We start from the raw sequence: 26,985 nt of genomic DNA on the forward strand, positions 1-26,985 counted from the left end.
ACAGTCCTCGCCATGACGAACTCGACGTACGACCAAGCGAATTCGGCGGTCCCGGAGCGCGCAGGCCGCAAGGAGTGGACCGCTCTCGCCGTCCTGATGCTGCCGCTGCTCCTGGTCTCGATGGACGTCTCGGTCCTCTACTTCGCGGTCCCCGCGATCAGCGCCGACCTGGAGCCGAGCGGCACCCAGCAGCTGTGGATCTTCGACATCTACGCGTTCGTGCTCGCGGGACTCCTGATGACGATGGGCTCGCTCGGCGACCGCATCGGCCGCCGCAAGCTGCTCCTGTTCGGTGCCGCCGCCTTCGGCGCGGCCTCCCTGACCGCCGCCTACGCAAACAGCGCCGAGCTGCTCATCGCGGCCCGCGCGGTCCTCGGCATCGGCGGCGCGACCCTTATGCCGTCCACGATGGCCCTCGTCCGCACGATGTTCCGCGACGCCGGACAGCGCGCGAAGGCGATCGGCATCTGGTCGGGCGTGATGGTCGCCGGCATCGCGCTCGGCTCGGTGATGAGCGGCGTCCTCGTCGAGCACTTCTGGTGGGGCTCGGTCTTCCTGGTCAACCTGCCCGCGATGGCGCTGCTCCTGGTCCTGGCCCCGGTCCTCATCCCGGAGTTCAAGGACCCGAAGCCGGGCCGCTTCGACCTGCTCAGCGTGCCGCTGTCCATGGCCGCCGTACTGCCCGTCGTCTACGGCATCAAGGAGATCGCCGCCGAGGGCCTCGAACCCGCGTACGTCGCTTCGCTCGCCGTCGGACTCGTCTTCGCCGCACTCTTCGTCCACCGCCAGCGCACCACGGAGTCCCCGCTGATCTCCCCCGCGCTGTTCCGCGGCCGCGGCTTCGCCCCCGCCGTCCTCCTGAACCTCGTCTGCTCGCTGGCGATGATGGGTTCGGCCTACTTCACCACCCAGTACCTCCAGTCCGTCCTCGGCAAGAGCGCCATGGAGGCCGCGCTGTGGGCGCTGCTCCCCTCGGTCCCGATCGGCTTCGCCGCCCCGGTCGCCACGGCCCTGGTGCAGCGGGGCGTGAACCGCGCCTACGTCGTCTCGTCCGGCTTCGCCGTCTCGGCGTGCGGATACGGCCTGATGACCCTGACCGGCACGGACTCGATGTGGACGGCCCTCACCGCCGCCGCGCTCCTCGCCTGCGGTGCCGTGATCGTCGGCTCGCAGCTCACCGACCTGGCCCTCGGCTCGGCCCCGACGGAGAAGGCGGGCTCCGCCTCATCGCTCCTGGAGACGGGCCAGGAGTTCGGCGGCGCGCTCGGCATGGCGCTCCTCGGCTCCATCGGCAACGCGGTCTACCGGAGCGAGATCCCGGACACCGCCCCTGCCGAGGCCCACGAGACGCTCGGCGGCGCCCTCGCGGTGGCACAGCACCTGCCGGACAGGGCGGCCTCCGCGCTGGTCGACGCGGCCCGGGAGGCGTTCACCAGCGGCATGCACCTCGCCGCGCTCGCCGGGGCGGTCCTGCTGCTGATCGCGGCGGCCTCGGCGGCGGTGACGCTGCGCAGGATCACGCCGGCGGAGCCCGAGCCGTCCACGGAGCCGGAGAAGGCCTTGGTCTGAGAGGCCGCGGAAAACAAACGCCGGACGGGCTGGAATCATCCAGCCCGTCCGGCGTTCGAGGACGAACTCGGCGCAGCCGGTGATGAACCGGCAGCCGAAGCCGCGGGGTACTAGTCGGTCAGATTCACCGCGCGAGCGGACTCCGCACCGATCTCCTCGGCCAGCTCGTTGAGGACCGGCTGCGGCACCGTGTCGTCCACGGTGAGAACGGCGAGCGCCTCGCCGCCCACGTCGGCGCGGGCGACCTGCATGCCGCCGATGTTGATGCCCGCCTCGCCGAGGACACGGCCGACGGTGCCGACGACACCGGGGCGGTCCGCGTACCGCAGGACGACCATGTGCTCGGCGAGCGCCAGGTCCACGTCGTACGCGCCGATGGCGACGATCTTCTGCAGGTGCTTGGGTCCGGCCAGCGTGCCGGAGACCGAGATCTCCTCGCCGCCGGTCAGCGTGCCGCGCACCGTCACGACGTTGCGGTGGTCCGGGGACTCCGAGCTCGTGGTGAGGCGGACCTCGACGCCGCGCTCCTGCGCGAACAGAGGCGCGTTCACGTAACTCACGGTCTCGTCGACGACGTCCTCGAACACGCCCTTGAGCGCGGAGAGTTCGAGCACCTTCACGTCGTGCTGGGTGATCTCGCCGTACACCTCGACGTCGAGCCGGGCCGCGACCTCGCCCGCGAGCGCGGTGAAGATCCGGCCGAGCTTCTCGGCGAGCGGCAGACCGGGGCGCACGTCCTCGGCGATGACGCCGCCCTGGACGTTCACCGCGTCCGGCACGAGCTCACCGGCGAGCGCGAGGCGGACGGACTTGGCCACGGAGACGCCGGCCTTCTCCTGCGCCTCGTCCGTCGACGCACCGAGGTGCGGCGTGCAGACGACCTGGTCGAACTGGAAGAGCGGGGAGTCCGTGCAGGGCTCCTTCGCGTACACGTCCAGACCGGCGCCCGCGACGCGGCCCTCCTTCAACGCGGAGTACAGCGCCTCCTCGTCGACGATCCCGCCGCGCGCGGCGTTCACGATGCGGACGGCCGGCTTGACCTTGTGCAGGGCCTCGTCGCCGATCAGACCGACCGTCTCGGGGGTCTTGGGCAGGTGCACGGTGATGAAGTCGGAGACCTCGAGCAGCTCGTCGAGCGTGAGGACCTTGACGCCCATCTGCGCGGCACGCGCGGGCTGCACGTACGGGTCGTACGCGACGACCTTCATGCCGAAGGCGCTCATACGCTGTGCGACGAGCGCGCCGATACGGCCGAGGCCCACGACACCGAGGGTCTTCTCGGCCAGCTCGACGCCCGTGTACTTGGAGCGCTTCCACTCGCCGGCCTTCAGGGCCTGGCTGCCCTGGGGGATGTTGCGCGCGGTGGCGATGAGCAGACCACAGGCGAGCTCGGCTGCGGTGACGATGTTCGACGTGGGTGCGTTCACCACCATCACGCCGGCCTTCGTGGCGGCGGACACGTCCACGTTGTCCAGGCCCACGCCCGCGCGGGCGACGACCTTCAGCTTCTTGGCGGCCGCGATGGCCTCGGCGTCGACCTTGGTCGCGGAGCGGACCAGAATCGCGTCGACGTCGGCGATGGCGGGCAGCAGCTCGGCGCGGTCCGCGCCGTTGCACTGACGGATCTCGAAGTCCGGGCCCAAGGCGTCGACAGTGGCGGGCGACAGCTCTTCAGCGATGAGTACGACCGGTTTGCCGTTGGCAGCAGTGCTCACGTGAGTCCTCACAAGTCCAATGCGGACGGCCGTCCCGACGGCCGCATGCGGTGGAGGGTGCTAGCCGCGTGGAAGACGCACGACGCTGTGGGCCTGACGCGTTTGTTGAAAGCAGTGTAGTGGCGCGACGGAGGCCGTCTTACGCCTCCGCGGAAGGATCACTCGTCCGTGGCTGGACCGAGTGGACAACTGCGGAATCCGCACGCCGGAGGGGCTGAATTATTCAGCCCCTCCGGCGTTTGAGGAGCGGGGTCCGGGGCGGAGCCCCGAGGCGGTGCCCCGGACCCGGGGGCACTATGCCTCTTCGTTGACCCAAGACATCAGCTTGCGGAGCTCCTTGCCGGTGGTCTCCAGGAGGTGGTTCTCGTCCTGGGTCTTGTACTCGTTGTACTTCTTCAGACCGCCGTGGTACTCGTCCATCCACTGCTTGGCGAAGGTGCCGTCCTGGATCTCGGTCAGGACCTTCTTCATCTCGGCCTTGGTGGCGTCCGTGATGATGCGCGGGCCGGTGACGTAGTCGCCCCACTCCGCGGTCTCGGAGATCGACCAGCGCATCTTCTCCAGGCCGCCCTCGTACATGAGGTCCACGATGAGCTTCAGCTCGTGGAGGCACTCGAAGTACGCGATCTCCGGCTGGTAGCCGGCCTCGGTCAGCGTCTCGAAGCCCGCCTTGACCAGCGCGGCGGTGCCGCCGCAGAGCACGGCCTGCTCGCCGAACAGGTCGGTCTCGGTCTCCTCGGTGAAGGTCGTCTTGATGACGCCCGCACGCGTGCCGCCGATGCCCTTGGCGTACGAGAGGGCGAGCGCGAAGCCGTTGCCGGTCGCGTCCTGCTCGACGGCCGCGATGCACGGAACGCCGCGGCCTTCCTCGTACTGGCGGCGGACCAGGTGACCCGGGCCCTTCGGGGCGACCATGCAGACGTCGACGCCCTCGGGGGCCTTGATGAAGCCGAAGCGGATGTTCAGGCCGTGGCCGAAGAACAGCGCGTCGCCGTCCTTGAGGTTGTCCTTGATGGACTCCTCGTAGACCTGGGCCTGGATCGGGTCCGGCACCAGGATCATGATGACGTCGGCCTCGGCGGCGGCCTCGGCGGGCGTCACCACGCGCAGGCCCTGCTCCTCGGCCTTGGTCGTGGACTTGGAGCCCTCGTGCAGACCGACGCGGACGTCGACACCCGAGTCACGGAGCGACAGCGCGTGGGCGTGGCCCTGGCTGCCGTATCCGATGACCGCGACCTTGCGGCCCTGGATGATGGACAGGTCGGCGTCGTCGTCGTAGAACAGCTCGGCCACTGGAAATCTCCTATGTGTGCTGGTGTTGCGACCCACCGTACGGCGGGCGGGGGAGGGAGGTTTTACGGTCTCGGTATGCGGGCGCGCCCGGTGGGCCGTTCTGGCTGGTTCAGGCCGAGCGGTCGAGCGCCCGCAGGCTGCGGTCCGTGATGGAGCGGGAGCCGCGGCCGATGGCGATGGTGCCGGACTGGACGAGCTCCTTGATGCCGAAGGGTTCCAGCATCTTGAGCATGGCCTCCAGCTTGTCGCTGGATCCGGTGGCCTCGACGGTGATCGCCTCGGGCGAGACGTCCACGGTCTTGGCGCGGAACAGCTGGACGATCTCGACGATCTGCGAGCGCGTCTCGTTGTCGGCGCGGACCTTGGCGAGGACCAGTTCGCGGGCCACGGCGCCGGACGGCTCGAGTTCGACGATCTTCAGGACGTTGACGAGCTTGTTGAGCTGCTTGGTGACCTGTTCGAGCGGCAGTCCCTCGACGTTCACGACGATGGTGATGCGTGAGATGTCGGGGTGCTCGGTGACGCCCACGGCCAGGGAGTCGATGTTGAAGCCGCGGCGGGAGAACAGGGCGGTGATCCGGGCGAGGACACCGGGCTTGTTCTCGACCAGGACGGAGAGCGTGTGCTTGGTGGACATGACTCGTGGTCTCTCTTTCGCTCTCGGTCTCAGTCGTCTTCGTTGTCGCCGAAGTCGGGGCGGACCCCGCGGGCGGCCATGACCTCGTCGTTCGAGGTGCCGGCCGCGACCATCGGCCAGACCTGGGCGTCCTCGTGGACGATGAAGTCGACCACGACGGGGCGGTCGTTGATGGAGTTGGCCTCGGCGATGACCTTGTCGAGGTCCTCGGGGCGCTCGCAGCGCAGCGCCACGCAGCCCATGGCCTCCGACAGCTTCACGAAGTCCGGGACGCGGGTGCCCTTGTTGGGGCCGATGTCCTCGGGACCGCTGTGCAGCACGGTGTTGGAGTAACGCTGGTTGTAGAACAGCGTCTGCCACTGGCGGACCATGCCGAGGGCGCCGTTGTTGATGATGGCGACCTTGATCGGGATGTTGTTCAGGGCGCAGGTGGTCAGTTCCTGATTGGTCATCTGGAAGCAGCCGTCGCCGTCGATCGCCCAGACCGTGCGGTCGGGCTGTCCGGCCTTGGCGCCCATCGCGGCCGGGACCGCGTACCCCATCGTTCCGGCGCCGCCGGAGTTGAGCCAGGTGGCGGGCTGCTCGTAGTCGATGAAGTGAGCGGCCCACATCTGGTGCTGGCCGACGCCGGCCGCGAAGATCGTGCCTTCGGGGGCCAGCTTGCCGACGCGCTCGATGACCTGCTGCGGGGAGAGCGAGCCGTCGTCGGGCTGGTCGTAGCCCAGCGGGTAGGTGTCGCGCCATCGGCTGAGGTCGTTCCACCAGGCGGTGTAGTCGCCCTTCTGACCAGCCGTGTGCTCGGCCTGGACGGCCTGGATCAGGTCGGCGATGACCTCGCGGGCGTCACCGACGATCGGCACGTCGGCGGCGCGGTTCTTGCCGATCTCGGCCGGGTCGATGTCGGCGTGGACGATCTTCGCGAAGGGCGCGAAGCTGTCCAGCTTGCCGGTGACGCGGTCGTCGAAGCGGGCTCCGAGGGCGACGATCAGGTCGGCCTTCTGCAGCGCGGTGACGGCGGTGACCGCTCCGTGCATGCCCGGCATTCCCACGTGCAGCTCGTGGCTGTCGGGGAATGCGCCGAGCGCCATCAGTGTGGTGGTGACGGGCGCTCCGGTGAGTTCTGCGAGGACCTTGAGCTCGGCGGTGGCGTGGGCCTTGATGACGCCGCCACCGACGTAGAGGACGGGCCGCTTGGCGCCGGTGATCAGCTTGGCGGCCTCGCGGATCTGCTTGGCGTGCGGCTTGGTCACCGGCCGGTAGCCGGGCAGGTCCTGGGTGGGCGGCCACTGGAAGGTGGTCTGCGCCTGGAGGGCGTCCTTGGCGATGTCGACCAGGACAGGGCCCGGACGGCCCGTGGAGGCGATGTGGAAGGCCTCCGCGATCGTCGCCGGGATGTCCTCGGCCTTGGTGACCAGGAAGTTGTGCTTGGTGATCGGCATCGTGATGCCGACGATGTCCGCCTCCTGGAAGGCGTCCGTACCGATCGCCTTGGAGGCCACCTGGCCGGTGATCGCGACCATGGGCACGGAGTCCATGTGGGCGTCGGCGATCGGCGTGACGAGGTTGGTGGCACCGGGGCCGCTCGTCGCCATGCACACCCCGACCTTGCCGGTGGCCTGCGCGTATCCGGTGGCGGCGTGTCCTGCGCCCTGCTCGTGACGGACCAGGATGTGACGGACGCGAGTGGAGTCCATCATCGGGTCGTACGCGGGAAGGATGGCACCGCCGGGGATGCCGAATACCGTGTCGGCCCCGACTTCCTCGAGAGAACGAATGAGGGACTTCGCACCCGTGACGTGCTCGACGGGGGCGGACTGCTGTCCTGAGGATCGGGGCCGCGGCTGCGGATGGTGGGCCCCGGTGGCCTGCTCGGTCATCGGCATTCTCTTCTCGAAGCTGAGGGTTTTTGCGGGGTGTTTGCGGGGGTTTGGCGGGCGCCAGTGCAACAAAAAACCCCTCGTGCCGTGAGGCAGGCGAGGGGAGCGCGTCGGAGCGGGTGCAGGGAATCCGGTGTTCGGACCGGTGACTCCCAGCTTCAGCCGACGCGCTTTCCAAGTACGAGAATTCGGGTGCGCATGGCATTGACCCTCTCCCCGGCGCACAGTGCCTGTCAAGTAGGTGGGACGGGGGTCTCATTATGTGAGCGGACGAAGGCCTCGACACCTCCTCCGAACACCATCGGCGGGGCACCCGCGAGCACCGGCTCCACCGGCCCGTGCGGCACCGGGTAATGCCCGAGCGACAGCGCACGGCGCAGGCGGTACTCGTCGAGCGGACCGGAGAACGCCATGCCCTGTCCGTGCGTGCAGCCCATCGCGCGCAGGGCGATGACCTGCTCCGGCAGATCGACGCCGTCGGCCACGGAGCGCAGCCCCAGATCGGTGGCGATGCGCAGCAGACCGGCCGTGATCTTGTGAAGCCGCGCGGACTCGACGACGCCCTCGACGAGGCTGCGGTCCAGTTTCAGTACGTCGACGGGGAGCCGCCGCAGTGCGGTGATGGCGGCATAGCCGCTCCCGAAGCCGTCCAGGGCGATGCGGACGCCGAGCCTGCGCAGGGAGGTCAGCCGGCGCTCCAGATCGTCCAGCGGGACGCGGGGGTCGCTGTCGGCCAGCTCGATGATGAGCGCCCCGGAGGGCAGCCCGTGCCGGGTCAGGAGCGCCTCGATGGAGCCCAGCGGCATGGAGCGGTCCAGGAGACGCCGCGCGCTGATGCGGACGGCGACGGGTGTCGCGTGACCCGTGCGCCCGCGCTCCGCGGCCTGCTGGACGGCTTCCTCCAGCATCCAGCGGCCCAGCTCGGCGGTGCGGGCACCCTCCTGGGAGTCCGAGGTGTCGGCCACGCGCAGGAACTCGGCGGGCGTGAAGAGGATGCCCTGCGCCGAGCGCCAGCGCGCCTGGGCGGCGACGGAGGTGATGCGCCCGTCGTCCAGGGAGACCACCGGCTGGTGCAGCAGCGCGAACTCGCCGTCGTGCAGGGCGGTGCGCAGCCGGGTCGCCAGCTCCGCCTTGCGTACGACGTCGGCCTGCATCTGGGGTGCGTACAGCTCGACGCGGCCCTTGCCCGCGGCCTTGGCGCGGTACATCGCCAGGTCGGCGTTGCGCAGCAACTCGCCCGCCCCGATGCCCGGTTCGGCGAAGGCCACGCCGATGGACGCCGCCACGCGCACGTCGTTGCCGTCGATCGCGTAGGGCTGGGAGAGGGTGATTCTGAGACGGTCGGCGAGTTCGTAGATGTGCTGCTCGCGTGCGGCCTGGTCGCGGGTGCCGTCACCCACGATCAGCGCGGCGAATTCGTCGCCGCCAAGCCGGGCCGCGCAATCCCCGGACCTGACGGCCTCCTGAAGGCGACGGGCCGCCTGGATGAGGAGCTCGTCCCCCGCTTGGTGTCCGATGGTGTCGTTGACCGCCTTGAAGCCGTCCAGGTCGATGAAGAGCACGGCCGTGCCCCGGTCGGTGACTCTGCGGCCGGTGAGCGCCTGGCCGACCCTCCGCGTGAACAGGGCGCGGTTGGGCAGGTCGGTGAGCGGGTCGTGCTCGGCGTTGTGCTGCAACTGCGCCTGGAGGCGCACCCGTTCGGTGACGTCCCTGCTGTTGAAGATGAGGCCGCCCTGGTGGCGGTTGACCGTGGACTCGACGTTCAGCCAGTCGCCCCGGCCGGACTTGAAGCGGCACTCGATGCGGGTCGTGGGTTCCTCGACCGGGTTCGCGGTGAGGAATCTGCGGACTTCGTGGACCACGCGTCCCAGGTCCTCGGGGTGCATGAGCGAGGCCAGTTCGGAACCGACGAGTTCATCGGCCTCCCTGCCGTACACCCCGGAGGCGGCCGGGCTGACGTAATGGAGGATGCCGTTCGGAGCGGCGATCATGATGACGTCGCTCGAACCCTGCACCAGGGAGCGGAAGTGGTTCTCCTTCTGGGCCAGTTCCTGGGTGAGGGTGATGTTGTCGAGGAGCATGATGCCCTGGCGCACGACGAGGGCGAGCACGACCGTGCCCGCGGTGAAGAGCACGACTTCGTCGACGCTGCGGCCGCTGAGTACGTTGTAGAGAATCCCCAACGTGCAGACAGCCGCGGCCAGATACGGCGTGAGCGCGGCCAGCGATCCGGCGATCGGCCGGGTGGCGGCGGCCCGCGCACCCTTCGGTACGCCGTCGTGCTCCACGCGCGCGTGCTGCGCGTCGTCCGCGTGCTTCTGCCAGGGGGCCGCCCAGGGTGCGTACGCGAGGAGCAGTGATCCCGCGAACCAGCCCGCGTCCAGCATCTGCCCCGAGCGGTAACTGGCGTGCAGCAGGGGCGAGGTGAACATCGCGTCGCACATGACGGTCAGCGCGAGGGCGCCGATCGCCGTGTTCACCGCCGTGCGGTTGGCGGAGGATCGTCTGAAGTGCAGCGCGAGGACCATGCTGACCAACGCGATGTCGAGCAGCGGGTAGGCGAGCGAGAGCGCCGCGTGCGCGACGCTCTGGCCCTCGAACTGCGCCGTGTGCGCGAGCGCCAGGCTCCAGGAGAGCGTGAGCAGTGAGCCGCCGATGAGCCAGGCGTCGAGCGACAGGCAGACCCAACCGGCCTTGGTCACCGGGCGCTTGGCGAGCACGAGCAGGCCGATGATGGCGGGCGGCGCGAAGCAGAGGAAGAACAGGTCGGCGAGGCCCGGACTCGGCACCGGCTGCTCGAGCACGACCTCGTACCAGCCCCATACGCCGTTGCCCAGGGCCGCCATCGCGGAGGAGAGCGCGAACAGCAGCCACGCGGGTCGAAAGCGGCTTCGTCGGGTGCGTGAGTAGCGGAAACAGGAGACCGCCGCTGTCGCCGCCGCGATGCTCAGGCCGAAGTCGCCCATGATCAGGGCGACTCGGGCCGAACCCCAGCCGAGCGCGGCCCCGGTGGCATACCCGCCGCAGACCACGAGGAGCGTGATCTGCGAGACCAGACCCGCACCGCCGCCGGATGCGGGGCGCCGGGCCAGTGGTGCCCCTGGCGGCATCGGCGCCGTCAGACCTCCGCCGCCCTCCAGGGCGGTGGCGGTCGACGGACGGGTGCTCACCGGGCCGCCCTGGTCCGTGCCGCTCCCGTGTCCGTCCGCCTCCCGTGACTGATCGGCCCCGGGACTTCGTGTGCGTAACCGTCGCGCCGACAGCGAGCCGTTACGCGTGAGAGTCGCCGCCGGCGGCCTCGTCGCGTCGGATCGTTCGCCCATTGGCCGTACATCGCCCGTCGCCCCCCTCGCGTCTGATGTCTCGTCCCCGGCGCCGAACGGTCCACGGCGCAGCCCCTGTCGGGACGATACACCAGTCTCGTCACTCAGGGACATAACTTCTCTACGCTCCGTGACTGTCGACGCCATGTCGGACACGGGCCGCACACACACGAGTGCGGAGCGTGCTCGAACGAGCCCTGGGCGACGGCGGCTTGGTGCGCTACTCGGTCGTCAGGACGACGTTGCCAAGGGGTTCCCCGGCGACGTAACGGGTCAGCTGCGCCGCGAGCAGGCGCTTGGCGCGGGGCAGGAAGGCGGAGGTCGGTCCGCCCACATGCGGGCTGATGAGCACTCCAGGAGCGTGCCACAGGGGGTGAGCTGCGGGCAGCGGTTCCGGATCGGTGACGTCGAGGGCGGCGTTGATCCGGCCGCTCTCCAGTTCGGCCAGGAGCGCCTTGGTGTCCACGACGGGGCCGCGCGCGACGTTCACGAGCAGGGCGCCGTCCTTCATGCGGGCCAGGAAGTCGGCGCTCACCAGGCCACGGGTGGTGTCGGTGAGGGGCGTGGAGAGGATGACCACGTCCGCGTCGGGCAGCAGTGCGGGCAGTTCGGCGAGCGGGTGCACGGGGCCGCGCTCCGTGGCACGTGCAGAGCGCGCGACGCGCGCCACCCGCGCGCACTCGAAGGGGATGAGCCGGTCCTCGATCGCCGAACCGATCGATCCGTACCCCACGATCAGTACGGACTTGTCGGCGAGCGCCGGATGGAACCCGGACCGCCACTCCCCCTGCCGCTGCCCCTCCACGAACCCGGGGATGCCGCGCAAGGACGCGAGGATGAGGGCGAGCGCCAGCTCGGCGGTGCTGGCCTCGTGCACTCCCTTGGCGTTGCACAACTGCACGCCGGGGGCGAGGAACGGAAGCCCGGACTGCATCTGGTCGACGCCCGCGGAGAGTGTCTGCACGGCGCGCACGGATGTCATCTCGGGCAGCGGTCGCACGGCGGTCTCCGCGGGCGACAGATAGGGCACCACGTAGAACGCGCAGTCGGCCGGGTCCGCGGGGAAGTCCGGGCCGCCGTCCCAGAAGCGGTAGTTGAGCCCGGCATCGGCTGCGCCGGGCAGGCCTTCGATCTCGTCCGCGGCGTAGGGAAGCCATACATCAGTCGTCATGGTCAGGAGGCTAATGCGCCCAGGCCGCACGTCACGTGGGGGGAGGCAGAGGTTACGTTGGGGGCCGCTCGGACATGAGGTGGGGAGGGCACGGCCAGGTGGACCGCAGGACAATCGGCGCGGCAGCGCTCGAGGTGGGGGCGGTCGGGCTCGGCTGCATGCCGATGAGCTGGGCGTACACCGGCTCACGCCAGCGGGGCGAGGAGTCGCTGCGCACCGTGCACGCCGCGCTCGACCAGGGCTCGACCCTCCTTGACACGGCGGACATGTACGGGCCGTTCACCAACGAGCTCCTGGTGGGGCGGGCGCTGAAGGAGCGGCGGTCCGAGGCCTTCGTGTCCACCAAGTGCGGGCTCCTGGTGGGCGAGCAGCACATCGTCGCCAACGGCCGCCCCGGCTATGTGAAGCGGGCCTGCGACGCGTCGCTGCGGCGGCTGCAGACCGAGACGATCGACCTGTACCAGTTGCACCGTGCCGATCCCGAGGTGCCCGTGGAGGAGACCTGGGGCGCGATGGCCGAGCTCGTGGCCGCGGGGAAGGTGCGGGCGCTCGGGCTGTGCGCGGTGGGGGCCCGTGCCTCGCGGCGTGAGGGCAGAGGGCTGCACGAGGGGACCGTCCGGCAGCTGGAGCGGGTCCAGCAGGTCTTCCCGGTCGCCGCGGTGGAGGCCGAGCTCTCGGTGTGGTCGCGGGAGGCGCTGGAGACGCTGCTGCCGTGGTGCGCGGCGCGGGGAGTCGGCTTTCTGGCGGCGATGCCGCTGGGGAACGGTTTCCTCACGGGGACGCTGACGCCGGGACAGGGCTTCGAGCCGGACGACGTGCGGGCCCGGCATCCCCGCTTCACCGCCGAGATGATGGCGGCCAACCAGCCGCTGGTGGTGGGCCTGCGCCGGGTGGCCGAGCGGCACGGGGCATCGCCGGCGCAGGTGGCGCTGGCATGGGTGCTCGCGCAGGGGCGCGACGTGGTGCCGATCCCGGGGGCCAAGCGGGAGCGCTGGGCGGTGCAGAACGCGGGGGCGGCGGCGCTGCGGCTGACCGCTGCGGACCTGGCGGAGATCGCGGCACTGCCTTCGGCCATGGGATCGTGGGACTGACCATCAGCTCGTGGCACTGACGTCCCCGAGTCGGCGGAGCCGGGTTGGGAACCTGTGGGGATCGAGCGGTGTATGAACAGTAGAAGCGCTGCGTCGAAGGGAACCTGATCGTGCAACGACCTGCTGTCACAGCCGCATTGGCTGCCGCTGCCCTGGTGCTCACGGCCGGTTGCTCGTCCGGGGGCTCAGACGCGCCGGACAACGGAAAGAGCGCCGAGTCGAGCCCCGCGACGTCGGACGGGACGCCCACGGGAAAGCCGCGCGCCGGCGACGCCCCGCCGGAAAAGGGATCGGCGACGGTCACCAAGACCCTCACCGAGGACCTGAAGTCGCCGTGGGGCCTCGCACCGCTGCCGGGCGGGGACCTGCTGGTGTCCTCACGCGACGAGGGGACCATCACCCGCGTCGACGGCGAGACGGGCAAGAAGACCGAACTGGGCTCGGTCCCCGGCGTCTCCCCCGCCGGCGAGGGCGGCCTGATGGGCCTGGCGCTCTCTCCTTCGTACGCATCGGACCACATGGTCTACGCGTACTTCACCACCGAGTCGGACAACCGCATCGCCCGCATGCTGTACGACGAGAAGAAGCCCTCCGGCCAGCAGCTGGGCGCGCCCGACACGATCTTCAAGGACATCCCCAAGGGCGTCGTCCACAACGGCGGCCGGATCGCCTTCGGCCCGGACAAAATGCTGTACGCGGGCACGGGCGAGACGGGTGACACGGGCCTGGCCCAGGACAAGAAGTCGCTCGGCGGCAAGATCCTGCGCCTGACCGCGGACGGCGAGCCGGCCCCCGGCAACCCCTTCGACGACTCCCCTGTCTATTCGTACGGCCACCGCAATGTGCAGGGCCTGGCCTGGGACGAGGAGAAGCGGCTCTGGGCGGCGGAGTTCGGCCAGGACACCTGGGACGAACTGAACGAGATCAAGGCCGGCGACAACTACGGCTGGCCGGAGGTGGAAGGCAAGGGCGACGAGGACGGCTTCCACGACCCGGTGGCCCAGTGGAAGACCTCGGAGGCCTCTCCCAGCGGCATCGCCTATGCCGAGGGCTCGATCTGGATGGCGGGCCTGCGCGGCGAGCGCCTGTGGCGCATTCCGGTCCGCGGAGTGGAGGGCACCGTGGAGCCCCAGTCCTTCCTGAAGGGCGAGCACGGACGTCTGCGCACGGTCGTCGCGGCGGGCGGCGACAAGCTGTGGCTGGTGACGAACGAGACAGACTCCCGGGGCACCCCGGAGAAGGGGGACGACAAGATCCTTGAGGTGACGGTGAAGTAGGGGCGAGCGGGCTACTTCTCGGGCGAGGGCGAGGACGAGAGGTCCGGGGCGGGGTCGGGGCCGGGGCCGGGGTCGCCCGCGGGATCCTGCTCGGCGCCGGCACCCACCGCAGGGTCAGCCTCCGCCTGCTGCGGCACCCTCACCACGACCTTGCCCGAGGTGAGGTCTATCGGGCCGCGGCCCGGGTCGCCGTCGGCCACGTCGACCCGGCTCAGCTCCAGCCGCTTCTGCTCGTCGTCCGTGTGTTTGCGGCCGGGCTGGAAAAGCTCGATCGGGTTGAACACTGCGCCTCCTGGCGGCCGGGTTCCTCCTACCAGCGTAAGCGAGGCGCTCCGGAACCCATCGGGGCGAGGAAAGCCCAGGTCAGCTCGGGTCAGCCCGTATCGGCTCAGGTCTGCTCAGGGCAGCTCAGGTCACCCGGTCGACTGTGCGCGTTCCGCGGGGAACAGGCGCAGGCGGTGGGCCAGGGCCGCCGCCTCGCCACGGCCTGCGACGCCCAGCTTGGCGAGGATGTTGGAGACGTGGACGCTCGCCGTCTTCGGGGAGATGAAGAGCTCCTCGGCGATCTGGCGGTTGCTGCGGCCCGCGGCGACGCGGCGGAGCACATCCCGCTCCCGGCTGGTGAGACCAAGTGCCTCGGCGGGATCGACCGGGGTGAGGTGGGCCCTCGCGGTTCCGTGGGCCTGGGCGTGCTCGTCGTCGTTCAGGGTGAGGCGGGCGCGCTGGGCGAGCCCCGCGACGGACTCGGCGAGAGGCCGGGCCCTCAGGCGTTCGGCCACCTCACGGGCCTGGCGCAGCAGAGCGGTGGCACGCTCGCGATCCGCTTCGGCGCCTGCTCCGGCGCCTGCTCCGGCGGAGGTCGCGAGGAGGGACTCGGCCAGGCGGAGGCGGACGCGGGCAAGGTCGTAGGGGCGGCCGAGGGGTTCGAACGCGGTGACTGTGGCGGCCCAGTCGGCGGGGGTGTCGCGGTCCTCGGCGCGCAGGAGTTCGGCGCGTACCCACTGCTCGTGGGCGGCCCAGACCGGCATGGGTGCGGGGAGTTTCTTGGCGGCTCGGCGGATGCTGTCAATGGCCTCGGTCCGGCCGGGCTCGGCGGCGGGCAGGCCGCGCGTATCGGCCTCCGAGGTGGCGGCGGCGAGCAGCAGGGGCCAGGTGTAGCGCTGGGTGCCGGGCGGGAAGCCCTTGGCCAGGGCCTGTTCGAGCTCGGCGCGCGCGGCGGCGACGCCGGCCGCGCGGTCGGGGTCGGCCGCCGCGATGCCGAGGGCGGCGGTGACCATGGGCAGGGAGTACTGCGGCATGAGGACGTGGTGCGTGCCGTAGTCGCTGCGGGCCACGGCCAGTTGGGCGGTGGACTCAGCCAGATCGCCGCGGGTGAGGGCTATGCAGGCGAGCCGCAGGGCCGCGCCGGCCCGCGGTTTGACGCTGAGCGCACCACGGCGGGCCGCCTCGGAGGCCTCGACGGCCTCGTCCAGGCGGCCAAGGGATTCAAGGGTCTCCGCCTTGTTGACCTGGACCCAGCTCTCGGTGTCGGTGAGGCCGTACTTCCGGCAGAGCGCGATGCCCTGGTCGCCGACTTCAAGGGCCTCCAGGGAACGGCCCGCGCCTTCGAGCACGGAGGGCAGGTTGACGTGGATGTGCGGGATGCGGGAGACCAGGCCGGGCGGTGCCACGCAGCGGTCCCTGACCGCGTACATCTCCGCGAATCCCTGCTCGACGTCGCCCGCGTCGACCAGGAGGCCGCCGTAGATGAGCCGGGCGTTGAGTTCGATCTCCTCGGCCTTGACCATCCGGGCGTACTCGACGGCGCGTTGGGCCGCCGCCAGGGTCTCCTCGCCGGGGTTGTGCAGCATGCCCCAGGAGGCGACGTTGGTGAGCACCTCGGCATGCACCTCGGACGGCGGCTGGCCGCGGACCAGTTCCTGGGCGGTGGCGATCTCCGCCCAGCCGTCGCCGCGGCCGAGCGTCGAGGTGAGCCGGGAGCGCTGGATCCAGAACCAGGCGGAGCGCAGGGGATCCTGCTCGTCCTCCAGGAGCCGCAGCGCGCGCTTGGTGATCTTCAGGGCGCGTTCCCGCTCGCCGCAGAGGCGTCCCGCGACGGCGGCCTCCGCCATGAGGTCGAGATAGCGCAGGGGGGTGGTGGCCGGGTCGCAGCCGCAGGGAGGGTAGACCTCGGCGTAGTCGAGCGGGCGCAGTTCGAGGCGGATGTCCTCGGGGGCGTCGTCCCACAGCTCCATCGCCCGTTCGAGCAGGCGCAGTTGCTCGGAGTACGCATAGCGGCGGCGGGCCTCGACGGAGGCCCGCAGGACGGCGGGCAGCGCCTTCGCCGCGTCGTGCGCGTGGTACCAGTAGCTGGCGAGGCGGGCGGCGCGCTGGTCGGCGGCGACGAGTGAGGGGTCGGCCTCGAGGACCGTCGCGAACCGGCGGCTGATCCGGGAGCGTTCACCGGGCAGCAGGTCGTCGCCGACCGCCTCGCGCACCAGGGAGTGCCGGAAGCGGTAGCCGTCTCCGTCCGGCGACGGCAGCAGGATGTTGGCGCCGACGGCGGCCCGAAGGGCCTCGATCAGGTCGTCCTCCGCGAGCCCTGCGACAGCGGCGAGCAGCGGGTACTCGACGGTCGAGCCGCCCTCGGCGACGATCCTGGCCACCCGCTGGGTGTCCTCGGGCAGCTCCTCGACGCGTACGAGAAGGAGGTCGCGCAGGGAGTCCGTGATGCTCGCGCAGCTGTCGCCGTGCGAGGCGACGGCGAGCTCCTCGACGAAGAAGGCGTTGCCGTCCGAGCGGTCGAAGATGTCGTCCACCAGGGTCTGCGCGGGCTCCGCGCTCAGGATCCCGGCCATCTGCCGGGCGACCTCGACCTTGCTGAAGCGGGCGAGTTCGATGCGGCGCACCGTGCGCAGGCGGTCCAGCTCGGCGAGGAGGGGGCGCAGCGGGTGGCGTCGGTGGATGTCGTCGGCGCGGTAGGTGGCGACGACGACGAGGCTGCCGCTGCGCAGCGTGCGGAAGAGGTAGGCGAGGAGGTGCCTGGTCGAGGCGTCCGCCCAGTGCAGGTCCTCCAGGGCGATCACGACCGGCCGGTCGGTGGCGAGGCGCTCCAGGAGGCGGGCCGTCAGCTCGAAGAGGCGGGCCATGCCTTCCTCGTCGTGCTGGGCGTCGGTGCCGCGGCGGCGCTGCGGGGCCTCGCCCAGTTCGGGCAGGAGCCGGGCGAGTTCGCCCTCCTGGTCGGCGGCCGCGGCGTCCACCTCGTCCGGGAGCTGGCGGCGCAGGGAGCGCAGGGCGCTGGAGAAGGGGGCGAAGGGCAGTCCGTCCGCGCCGATCTCGACACAGCCGCCGAGCGCGACGACGGCGCCTTCGGCGCGGGCCGCCGCGGTGAACTCCTCGATGAGGCGGGTCTTGCCGACGCCCGCCTCGCCGCCGAGCAGCAATGCCTGCGGCTCGCCCGTGCCGGGGGTCCTCCCCTTGGCACGGGCGAGCGCGTCGTTCAGAACGCCCAGCTCATCGGCGCGGCCGACGAACACGGGGCTTACGGACCTGGTCTCCACAGCGGTGAGCATCGCACAGGGTGCGGGCCTCGTGGCAGCGGATATCCCGAGGGCAGAAGACCCCGCGCTCATCACGCGGCCCTGGTGAAGCGGGTCCTCCACTGGCCGGTACTCACCCGCCCCTCGGCTTCCTGGCGGGCCGAGCGACGCTCGGCGCGGGCCGCCTTGGCCTCGCGGGCCTCGCGCAGGAGGCGGCGGCGGTCGGCCTCGCGGGTGAGGTCGGCGGCGCGGAGCTGGTGCATCTCGTACTCGAACATTTCGACTCCCTGAGGTGTGACATCCGGTGTCCGGCTTCGCTTTCTGCGATGCCCTTACTTTCGTCTGCCAGGGAGGGGCGGCACATCGGAAGAGTGCCGCATCTTGAGGGGGTGGGGGGCCTTAGGGAGGCGGGAGGGGGCCTTAGGGCCTTGCCCGCCTCCCTGAGGCGGGCCCCCGCCTCCCTAAGGCGGGCCCCTCAGCACGCAGAACGCCGGTGGGGCTGACTCAGCCCCACCGGCGTATCGAACACTGCGCTGCCATCAACTGGTCGACGGCAGTCCGTAGATCAAGTCCGAGTACTTCGCGATGGCCAGCAGCAGGCCGATGACGCCCAGGGCGACACCCGCCCAGGCCACCGACTTGATCCACGGCGCCTGGACCTGGTCGGGCGCGCCGAACGCGGGCCTGACCAGGACGACGAACCCGACGACCAGCGCGGCGAGCGCGAAGGCTCCGGCGATCAGCGCCGTGACCTGCCAGGAGTCGCCGTAAAGGGCCTGGATCTGGTCGGCGACGCTCGCCGACTGCTTGGTCTCCAGCTGGCCGACGATGTTCGAGCGCGCGGCGGCGACCGTGCCGAGCCAGCCGCCGGACAGACCGATCACACCGAGAGCGGCGGAGACGACGGCCGCGGCGCCCTGGAACACGCCACTGGACTTGGCCGGAGCGACCTCGTCGACCACGACGAGCTCATCGGCGTCGTCGTCATCGTCGGCCTCGACGGCGTCGTCGGCCGCCGTGGACTTGTCCACCTTGACGGCGTCCGCCTTGGTGTCGTCCTTGGTGTCGCCCTTGGCGTCCGTGGTGTCCGCGGCCTCCGGCTCTGCGGGCTTTGCGGCCGCCTCGGCCGCGGTCTCGTCCTCTGTCTTAGTTCCCATGCTCCGCACCGTACGGACGGAGTCTGAGAGCTTTCTTAACGAGCGGCGCGACGGGCGTCGGCATCCGCCTCGCGCGCCTCCCGCGCCTTCCGCCACTCCGGTGCGAGCACCGACCACACCTCCATGTCGTGCCGCACCCCCTGCCAGGGGAAGCTCTCCCGCAGCACCCCGTCCTTGGTCATCCCGAGCCGCTTGGCCACCGCGATGCTGGGGGCGTTCGCCGACGAGGCGAGCCACTCCACGCGGTGCATGCCGCGCGTGTCCACCGCCCAGTCGATGAGCACGCGGCTCGCCCTGGTGATCAGACCGCGCCCGGCGGCCGAAGGCTCCAGCCAGACGCCGATCTCGCAGCTCTCGTTCGCCGTGTCGAAGATCCGGAAGAGCACCCCGCCGACGAGCGTGTCGTCCAGCCAGATGCCGTAGAGCCGCCCCGTGTCGGCGGCCTGCTTGTCGGCGAACACCTGGAGCCGCTCCCGGGCCGACGCGAGGTCCGTCGTCAGCGCGGTCAGGGGGACCCACGGTGCCGCGTACTCGCGCGCCCGGTCGACGTGCGTGAGGAACTCCTGCGCCTGCCACGGCTCGATGGGCCTCAGCTCAGCGCCCTCGCCCAGCGATATCGCGAACATCCCGCTCCTTCAGTCCGTCCGGCTCCACGACCGGTGCGTCGTGCGTGTCCCCTTGCTCCGGGATCCTCGCACCCACGACGGCCGAATTCGAACGACATTCCGGGGGCTCGATGCTGATGCGCGGCAGCCACCGGTCGAGGCCGCGCGGCAGCCACCAGTTGGCGCCGCCGAGCATGTGCATGAGGGCCGGCACCAGCAACGTACGGAGCACGAACGCGTCGAGCGCGACCGCCGCCGCGAGGCCGATGCCGAACATCGCGATGACCCGGTCGCCGCTGAGGACGAAGGCGAGGAAGACCGAGATCATGATCACGGCCGCGGAGTTGATCACGCGGCTCGTCTCGGCGAGGCCGACGCGCACGGCCCGCCGGTTGTCGCCGGTCTCCAGCCACTCCTCGTACATCCGGCTGACCAGGAAGACCTGGTAGTCCATCGAGAGCCCGAAGAGGACCGACACCATGATCACGGGCAGGAAGGGTTCGATCGGTCCGGCCGCGCCGAGGCCCAGCAGCTCGCTCCCCCAGCCCCACTGGAAGATCGCGACGACGACCCCGAAGGCCGATGCCACCGCCGCCACGTTCATCGCGGCGGCCTTCAGCGGAATGCCGATGGACCGGAAGGCGAGAAGGAGCAGGACGCAGCCGAGGCCGATGACCACGCCCACGAAGAGGGGCAGCTTGCCGACGATGATCTCCGCGAAGTCGTCGTAGCTCGCGGTGACGCCCCCGACGGCCAGGTCGAGCGAGGTGTCGGCCTCGGCCATGGGCAGCACGTCGTCGCGCAGCCGGTCGACGAGGTCGCTGGTGCGCTCGGACTGCGGGGAGGAGTCCGGTACGACGGTGACGTAGGCGGCGGTGCCGTCGGCGTCGTACGTGACGGGGCTGACGGAGGCGACGCCCTTGGTCGATTCCAGCGTGGGGACGAGGTTGGTGAGGGCGAGTCGGTCGCCCGCTCCGTGGACGTCGGTGACCAGCGTGAGCGGGCCGTTCACGCCGGGGCCGAAGCCGTCCGCGAGCAGGTCGTAGGCCTGGCGTGTGGTGGCCGACGCCGGGTTGTTGCCCTGGTCGGAGGTGCCCAGATGCAGGGAGAGCGTGGGCAGGGCGAGGAGCGCCATCACGGCGATGGCGACGCCGCCGAGCAGCTTGGGGTGCCGCTCGACGAAGGCGGACCAGCGGGCGGCGAGCCCGGTGGGCACCTCGGGGGCGGGGCCGTGCTCGGCGAGGGTGCGCCGTTCGCGGCGGCTGAGCGCGCGCGGCCCGATCCAGGACAGGAGGGCGGGGAGCAGCGTCACGGAGGCGGCGACCGTGAGGAGCACGGTCAGCGAGCCCGCGATCGCGACGCCATTGAGGAAGCTGAGCCGCAGAATGAGCATGCCGAGCAGGGCGATGCACACGGTGGCGCCCGCGAAGACGACCGCGCGCCCGGTGGTGGCGACCGCGCGTTCCGCGGCGACGGCCACCGGAAGGCCCTGCTTGAGGCCCTTGCGGTGTCTGGTCACGATGAACAGGGCGTAGTCGATGCCGACGCCGAGCCCGATCAGGGTGCCCAGCATCGGCGCGAAGTCCGCGACGGTCATGAAGTGCCCGAGCAGCACGATGCCCGCGTACGCCGTGCCGACCGACACCAGCGCCGTGGCGATGGGCAGGATCGAGGCGGCGAGCGAGCCGAAGGCGAGGAAGAGCACGACGGCGGCCACGGCGACCCCGACGATCTCGGCGGTCTGCGCGCTCTTGGACTCGGTGAGGCCGACGGCGCTGCCGCCGAGCTCGACGTCCAGGCTGTCCGACGCCGCGGCCTTCGCGGTGTCGACGAGGGCCTGCGCGTCCGCCTTGTCGATGGCGTCGGCCTGCTCGTGGAAGGTGACGTTCGCGTACGCGATGCGGGCGTCGTCACTGATCTGTGCGGCGCCGCGCTCGGTGTACGGACTGCTGACGGAGGCCACCGCGGGCATGTCCTCGATCGTGTCGAGGGCGCCGGTCATCGTCTGCTCGACGTCGGCCGCGCGCACGGTGGTGCCCGCCTCGGTCCGCCAGACGACGGTGTTGCTGTCGCCGCCGATCCCTTCGAAGCCCTCGTTCAGGAGCTGGGTCGCGCGGCCCGACTCGGTGCCCGGCACTTCGTAGTCGTTCGAGTACGCGGATCCGGCGACGGCCGCGGCGCTCGCGGCGCCGCCGAGGGCGACGAGCCAGAGCAGGACTGCCAGGAGGCGGTGTTTCACACACCACCGTGCGAGTGCTGCCACTGACCGGCTCCCTGATGTGGTTCGTGGATCTTTATCGGGAACAGTCTTGAATGACCTGAACAGCCCGCAAAGAACGCATGAGCGATGACATAAGCGCCAGGGACACTTTGGCAGCACCTGGAGATCGTTGGACCGCTTCGTGGCTTTCCTCACAAGAGCACAAAAGGCGTGCGAGGCCCCACCGGGACCTCGCACACCGTCCTGAGAAGCGCGGATGTCAGCCCGACACGCTCGCGCGCCCGTTCTCTATGTGACCCATCAGGCGCCGCCGGAAGGCGGGCTCGCCCACCGCCGTGACCTCGACGTCGTACCAGCCGTGCTCGTCGTCCGTCTGCCAGGCGATCGTGCGGCTGCTGCCCGCCTTGACGCGGACGACCCGCGTGCGCGACCTGACGTGACGTTCCGGGACATATCCGACAGGTTCGACCTTGAAGACGAGCTCCTTGCGGCCCCGGTTGGCCAGTGTGACGTGGATCTCCCGACGGGTGATCGCGGAGGCGAGCTGCGCGCTGCCGTCCTTGCCGCCCGCGAACTCGCGCCGGAAGCCGTTCGGCCCGGTGATCGTGAAGGCGTACGCGTCCTTGGCCACCGGAACGGTCCAGGAGCCCTCGCGGACGACGTCCTGGTGCTGCGGGACCGGGAACTCGTCCGCGTACGGATAGAGCGCGAAGTGCGCGCTGGAGCGGCCGCCGTTGCGCAGCCGCACCGACAGAGCGCCGCCCTCGCCCGGCTTCACGTACGCGTCGGGCTGGTAGGGCAGCGGGCGGGCGCGGCGGGTGCCGGGCTCCTGGACCGGCATGGACTGCTTCAGGGGCGGCTGCGGTGACCAGCGGCCGCTGAACTCCGGGATGGCGCCGGGCTGTTCGACCTCGGGCTGCCGGTGACCGCGCTTGAAGTCGAAGGCGCCGGTGAGGTCGCCGGTGACCTTGCGGCGCCAGGCGCTGATGTTGGGTTCCTTCACGCCGGTCCACTTCTCCAGGAAGCGCACGACGGAGGTGTGGTCGAAGACCTCGGACGTGACGTAGCCGCCGACGGTCCAGGGCGAGACGACGAGCATGGGGACGCGCGCGCCGAGGCCAGTGGGCTTCCCCTCCCAGCGCTCCTCCTTCGCCTCGTCGCTGTCGCCGCCGGGCACGGGCGGCGGGACATGGTCGAAGAAGCCGTCGTTCTCGTCGTAGTTGATGAAGACGGCGGTGCGGCGCCAGACCTCGGGGTGCGAGGCGAGGGCGTCGAGGACCTTGTAGACGATGGTCGCGCTGTGGATCGGCGAGGAGACGCTGGGGTGCTCGGAGTCGAGGGCTGAGGGCACCAGGTAGCTGACCTTGGCCAGCTTGCCGCCCGCGACGTCCTTGGCGAACTCATCGGCGAGCTTGCCGGTGGGCACGCGCCGCAGGCCGCGCTCGAAGAGCGACTTCTCGGCCTTGGTGAGGGTGGCGACGCCCTCCTCCAGGGTGGCCAGCAGCTTCTCGCGCTCGGCGTCGTCCTTGGCGTCGCGCACCTTGGCGTAGAAGGCCTCCATGAAGGTCAGGCCGGTCTTGGCGAGGACCTTGCGGGCGATGGCCTTGAAGGTGGTGAAGAACTCGATCTGGTTGTCGGTGAAGTTCTCCCACTCGGTGTACGTCTGCCAGCTCACGCCCGCCTTCTCCAGGCGCTCGGCGTACGTCCCCCAGTCGTAGCCGGGGTGGGTGCCCTCGGCGTACGCGTCGTTCTCGACGGCCCGCTTGCCGTTCGCCTCATAGCCCGTCTTGCCGCTCCACAGGTGGTTGCGGTTGGGGCTCGTGGAGGTGTGGATGGACGAGTGGTAGGCGTCGCAGACCGTGAAGGTGTCGGCGAGTTCGTAGTGCAGCGGGATGTCGTCGCGCGTGTAGTACGCCATGGTCGCGGCGGTCTTGGCGGTGATCCAGCCGTCCATCCAGCCGTCGTGCCAGGCCTTGGCGCCGCCGCTCCAGGAGTGGTCGAGGGCGCCGATGTACTGCAGGTCCTTCTTCTGCGCCGCGGCGGCCTCGCGGACGGGGAAGGGCATGACCGTGCGCAGCACGCCCGGCTGCTCGAACACGGACTTGCCGCCCGGGAGCCGGATGGCGTTGCGGTCGCCGAAGCCGCGTACGCCGCGCAGGGCGCCGAAGTAGTGGTCGAAGGACCTGTTCTCCTGCATGAGGATGACGACGTGCTCGATCGAGTCGAGCCCGCCACTGCCGGGTTTGTGCCGGTCCTGTGCCAGTGCCTGCTGCAACGACGGCGGCAGGAAGGATCCGACGGCGGCGGCGCCGAGTGCGCCACCGCCGACTGCCATCAGCCGCCTGCGTGAAATCTCCGGGGACACGTACGACCTCCAGTCGACGGCCAATGGTTCTCTGCTGATCCATTGACCTACTCGGCGGGACGCTAGTGAAGTCCGGTATCCGTGTGAAGACTTGGGGACGAAGTCGACGTGAACGGATGGGCCGGGCGGAAGACCCGGGTGCGGGGCGTCGCTTCAGAAGCCGATCAGGAGCCCCGCCCAGAGGGCCACCGTCGACGCCGCGAGCGTGGCGGGGACGGTCAGCACGCCGAGGCGCGTGAAGGTCCCCAACTCCGCGTCCGTGCCGTGGTCGTGCAGGATGCGGCGCCACAGCAGCGTGGCGAGCGAGCCGACGTAACTCAGGTTCGGGCCGATGTTGACGCCGATCAGGGCGGCGAGGACGGGGCCGGGGCCCGCGGGGGCGACGGCGGGCAGCAGGGCGAGGATCGCGGGCAGGTTGTTGATGAGGTTGGCGAGCACGGCGGCGACGGCCGCCACGGCGAGCAGCGCGGGCAGCGACGCGCCGTCCGGCAGGAGCCACTCGATCCCGGAGCCGAGGCCGTTGTCGACGACCGCCTTGACGACGATGCCGAGCGCGAGCACGAACAGGCAGAACAGCGGGCTCGCGGAGCGGACGAGCCCGGTGGCGGTCGTCCGCTTGCGCCGCAGCGCACGGCCCGCGAGCACCGCCGCCCCGGCCAGGGCGGCCCACAGGGGTTCGAGGCCCGCGAGCGAGGTCACGACGAACCCGGCGAGCGTGAGGCCGAGGACGACCAGGGTGAAGACCGGCACGGGGGTCGGCTCGGTCTCCTTGGGCTCAAGGGCGCCCGCGGCCAGATCGGCGGCGAAGTACCGCCGGAAGACCACGTACTCGATCCCGATCGCGACGAGCCAGGGCAACGCCATGAGCATCGCGAACCGCGTGAAGGTGAGCCCGCTCGCGGTGAGGGCGAGGAGGTTGGTGAGGTTGGAGACGGGCAGCAGGAGCGAGGCCGAGTTGGCCAGGTGGGCGGTGGCGTAGACGTGCGGCCGCGGCCTGGCGCCGACGCGGGCGGCGGTGGCGAAGACGACCGGCGTGAGCAGCACGACGGTGGCATCGAGGCTCAGCACGGCGGTGATCGCGGCGGCGACACCGAAGACGCCGCCGAGCAGCGCCTTGGTCCGCCCGCCGCACAGCCGGGCGACGAGATCCCCGGCGGCGGCGAAGAGCCCGTCGTCGGCGCAGAGTTGAGCGAGCACGAGCACGGCGGCGAGGAACCCCACGACCGGCAGCAGGCTCTCGACCTCCGCGAGCGCGTGCTGCGGCGAGACGGCCCCGAGCGCCACGACGAGCCCGGCGGCGGGCAGCGCGGCGGCGGCCTCGGGCCACTGCTTGGGCCGTATGACGGCGAACGCGAGCACGGCGAGCAGCAGGCCCACGGAGAGGATCTCGGCGGTGACGGTGTTCAGGGGGCGCTCCGTGGCCCGAGGTGGGGCGGTGGTTCGGGGTGGGGCGGTGGTTCGGCGGGACGGATGCTCCCCATGGAGCGACGGCTGACAGCGCCCCGCCCGCCCACTCGATCGCTCCGGGGCAATCGGGTGGGCGGGCGGGAAAGATCCGCCGCGAAGCGGCGGTTCAGGCAGCCTCTGCTTCAGGCCGGCGCATGCGTGGCGCCGCCCTGGATCCCGTACAAGCCGTGGAGGCTAACCCTCCACGCCCAGCTTCTCCAGGATCAGTTCCTTGACGCGGGCAGCGTCGGCCTGACCCCGGGTCGCCTTCATGACCGCGCCGACCAGCGCACCGGCCGCCGCGACCTTGCCGCTGCGGATCTTGTCGGCGATGGCGGGGTTGCCCGCGATCGCCTCGTCCACGGCGGTCGTCAGCGCGCCCTCGTCGGACACGACCTTCAGGCCGCGCTTCTCGACGACCTCGTCCGGCGTGCCCTCGCCGGCCAGGAGGCCCTCGAAGACCTGACGGGCCAGCTTGTCGTTCAGGTCGCCCTTGGCGACGAGCTCGGCGACCCGGGCGACCTGCACCGGGGTGACCCCCAGCTCGTCCAGGGCCTTGCCCGACTCGTTCGCCGCGCGGGCCATCTCGCCCATCCACCACTTGCGCGCGGCGGCCGAGTCGGCCCCCGCCTCGATGGTGGCGACGATCGGGTCGACCGCACCGGCGTTCAGGATCGACTGCATGTCGTGCTCCGAGACACCCCACTCCTCGCGGAGGCGGTTGCGGCGCACGCGCGGCATCTCGGGGAGACCGGCACGCAGTTCCTCGACCCACGTACGGGCCGGGGCGACGGGGACGAGGTCGGGCTCCGGGAAGTACCGGTAGTCCTCGGCGTTGTCCTTGATGCGACCCGACGTCGTGGAGCCGTCCTCCTCGTGGAAGTGACGGGTCTCCTGGATGATCGTGCCGCCGCCGTTCAGGACGGCCGCGTGACGCTGGATCTCGAAGCGCGCCGCACGCTCCACGGAACGGAGCGAGTTGACGTTCTTCGTCTCCGAGCGCGTACCGAACTCCTCGCGGCCGTGCGGCCGCAGGGAGAGGTTCACGTCGCAGCGCATCTGGCCCTTGTCCATGCGGGCCTCGGAGACGTCGAGCGCCTTGATGACCTCGCGCAGCTCGGCGACGTACGCCTTGGCGACCTCGGGAGCCCGCTCGCCCGCGCCCTCGATCGGCTTGGTGACGATCTCGATGAGCGGGATACCGGCGCGGTTGTAGTCCAGGAGCGAGTGCGACGCGCCGTGGATACGGCCCGTCGCGCCGCCCACGTGGGTGGACTTGCCGGTGTCCTCCTCCATGTGGGCGCGCTCGATCTCCACGCGGAAGACCTCGCCGTCCTCCAGCTGGACGTCCAGATAGCCGTTGAAGGCGATCGGCTCGTCGTACTGGGAGGTCTGGAAGTTCTTCGGCATGTCCGGATAGAAGTAGTTCTTCCGGGCGAAGCGGCACCACTCGGCGATCTCGCAGTTCAGCGCGAGGCCGATCTTGATGGCGGACTCGACGCCGATCTCGTTGACGACCGGCAGCGCGCCGGGCAGTCCGAGACAGGTCGGGCAGGTCTGGCTGTTGGCGTCCTGCTTGAGCTCGGTGGAGCAGCCGCAGAACATCTTGGTCTTGGTGCCCAGCTCGACATGGACCTCAAGGCCCATGACGGGGTCGTACGTCGCGAGGGCATCCTCGTACGACACCAGGTCAGTCGTGACAGTCACGGTGAAACTTTCC

18 protein-coding genes are annotated in these 26,985 nt (G+C 70.7%); 3 read left to right on the forward strand and 15 right to left on the reverse strand.

The window, feature by feature from the left end; genetic code table 11:
* Nucleotides 1-12: 12 nt before the first annotated feature.
* Nucleotides 13-1,569, forward strand: coding sequence for an MFS transporter (locus M4V62_RS13920; protein WP_249587575.1), 1,557 nt, complete (start codon nt 13-15; stop codon nt 1,567-1,569).
* Nucleotides 1,570-1,679: 110 nt separating this feature from the next.
* On the opposite strand, the gene serA is transcribed toward M4V62_RS13920, so the two are convergent.
* The 6 genes from serA to M4V62_RS13950 all read right to left on the reverse strand — a co-directional run bounded on the left by serA (nt 1,680) and on the right by M4V62_RS13950 (nt 11,585).
* A complete protein-coding gene (serA, locus tag M4V62_RS13925) occupies nt 1,680-3,284 on the reverse strand; it encodes a phosphoglycerate dehydrogenase (protein WP_249587576.1) in 1,605 nt (534 codons plus the stop codon).
* A 294-nt stretch (nt 3,285-3,578) separates the two neighbouring features.
* Nucleotides 3,579-4,577 (reverse strand): ketol-acid reductoisomerase, encoded by a 999-nt coding sequence (ilvC, locus tag M4V62_RS13930; protein ID WP_249587577.1) that lies wholly within the window; start codon nt 4,575-4,577, stop codon nt 3,579-3,581.
* Nucleotides 4,578-4,686: 109 nt separating this feature from the next.
* Nucleotides 4,687-5,214 carry an acetolactate synthase small subunit gene (gene ilvN, locus M4V62_RS13935; protein ID WP_249587578.1) on the reverse strand — a complete coding sequence of 176 codons (528 nt, stop codon included), beginning with the start codon at nt 5,212-5,214 and terminating at the stop codon, nt 4,687-4,689.
* Between the two features lie 29 nt (nt 5,215-5,243).
* Nucleotides 5,244-7,091 (reverse strand): acetolactate synthase large subunit, encoded by a 1,848-nt coding sequence (locus tag M4V62_RS13940; protein WP_249587579.1) that lies wholly within the window; start codon nt 7,089-7,091, stop codon nt 5,244-5,246.
* Between the two features lie 233 nt (nt 7,092-7,324).
* Nucleotides 7,325-10,201, reverse strand: a complete 2,877-nt coding sequence (locus tag M4V62_RS13945; RefSeq protein WP_249592817.1) for a putative bifunctional diguanylate cyclase/phosphodiesterase — start codon at nt 10,199-10,201, stop codon at nt 7,325-7,327.
* A gap of 433 nt (nt 10,202-10,634) precedes the next feature.
* Entirely contained in the window at nt 10,635-11,585 is a 951-nt protein-coding gene (locus M4V62_RS13950; protein ID WP_249587580.1) for a 2-hydroxyacid dehydrogenase, read from the reverse strand.
* Between the two features lie 98 nt (nt 11,586-11,683).
* Here M4V62_RS13950 and M4V62_RS13955 point away from each other — a divergent pair, with 98 nt between their 5' ends.
* Both M4V62_RS13955 and M4V62_RS13960 read left to right on the forward strand, forming a co-directional pair.
* Nucleotides 11,684-12,676 (forward strand): aldo/keto reductase, encoded by a 993-nt coding sequence (locus tag M4V62_RS13955; RefSeq protein WP_249587581.1) that lies wholly within the window; start codon nt 11,684-11,686, stop codon nt 12,674-12,676.
* Between the two features lie 104 nt (nt 12,677-12,780).
* Nucleotides 12,781-13,953 (forward strand): PQQ-dependent sugar dehydrogenase, encoded by a 1,173-nt coding sequence (locus tag M4V62_RS13960; RefSeq protein ID WP_249592818.1) that lies wholly within the window; start codon nt 12,781-12,783, stop codon nt 13,951-13,953.
* Nucleotides 13,954-13,964: 11 nt separating this feature from the next.
* Here the strand turns inward: M4V62_RS13960 and M4V62_RS13965 are convergent, their stop codons facing one another.
* The 9 genes from M4V62_RS13965 to gatB all read right to left on the reverse strand — a co-directional run bounded on the left by M4V62_RS13965 (nt 13,965) and on the right by gatB (nt 26,972).
* The gene (locus M4V62_RS13965) at nt 13,965-14,237 is read right to left on the reverse strand and encodes a DUF6191 domain-containing protein (protein WP_249587582.1); all 273 of its coding nucleotides are present in this window, start codon (nt 14,235-14,237) and stop codon (nt 13,965-13,967) included.
* Nucleotides 14,238-14,366: 129 nt separating this feature from the next.
* Entirely contained in the window at nt 14,367-17,564 is a 3,198-nt protein-coding gene (locus M4V62_RS13970) for a helix-turn-helix transcriptional regulator (protein ID WP_249587583.1), read from the reverse strand.
* Nucleotides 17,564-17,749 carry a hypothetical protein gene (locus M4V62_RS13975; protein ID WP_249587584.1) on the reverse strand — a complete coding sequence of 62 codons (186 nt, stop codon included), beginning with the start codon at nt 17,747-17,749 and terminating at the stop codon, nt 17,564-17,566. Before M4V62_RS13975 ends, M4V62_RS13970 begins: the two co-directional genes overlap by 1 nt.
* A 261-nt stretch (nt 17,750-18,010) precedes the next feature.
* Nucleotides 18,011-18,628 carry a hypothetical protein gene (locus M4V62_RS13980; RefSeq protein WP_249587585.1) on the reverse strand — a complete coding sequence of 206 codons (618 nt, stop codon included), beginning with the start codon at nt 18,626-18,628 and terminating at the stop codon, nt 18,011-18,013.
* 35 nt (nt 18,629-18,663) lie between these two features.
* Nucleotides 18,664-19,254, reverse strand: a complete 591-nt coding sequence (locus M4V62_RS13985; RefSeq protein WP_249587586.1) for a GNAT family N-acetyltransferase — start codon at nt 19,252-19,254, stop codon at nt 18,664-18,666.
* Entirely contained in the window at nt 19,223-21,496 is a 2,274-nt protein-coding gene (locus tag M4V62_RS13990; RefSeq protein WP_249587587.1) for an MMPL family transporter, read from the reverse strand. The genes M4V62_RS13985 and M4V62_RS13990 overlap by 32 nt, the downstream gene beginning before the upstream one ends.
* Before the next feature lie 217 nt (nt 21,497-21,713).
* Nucleotides 21,714-23,819 (reverse strand): phosphocholine-specific phospholipase C, encoded by a 2,106-nt coding sequence (locus tag M4V62_RS13995; RefSeq protein ID WP_249587588.1) that lies wholly within the window; start codon nt 23,817-23,819, stop codon nt 21,714-21,716.
* Nucleotides 23,820-23,972: 153 nt separating this feature from the next.
* Nucleotides 23,973-25,205 carry an SLC13 family permease gene (locus M4V62_RS14000; protein WP_249592819.1) on the reverse strand — a complete coding sequence of 411 codons (1,233 nt, stop codon included), beginning with the start codon at nt 25,203-25,205 and terminating at the stop codon, nt 23,973-23,975.
* 255 nt (nt 25,206-25,460) lie between these two features.
* Nucleotides 25,461-26,972 carry an Asp-tRNA(Asn)/Glu-tRNA(Gln) amidotransferase subunit GatB gene (gene gatB / locus M4V62_RS14005; protein WP_249587589.1) on the reverse strand — a complete coding sequence of 504 codons (1,512 nt, stop codon included), beginning with the start codon at nt 26,970-26,972 and terminating at the stop codon, nt 25,461-25,463.
* Between the last annotated feature and the right edge of the window lie 13 nt (nt 26,973-26,985).

The organism is Streptomyces durmitorensis (assembly GCF_023498005.1).
Classification (GTDB): domain Bacteria; phylum Actinomycetota; class Actinomycetes; order Streptomycetales; family Streptomycetaceae; genus Streptomyces; species Streptomyces durmitorensis.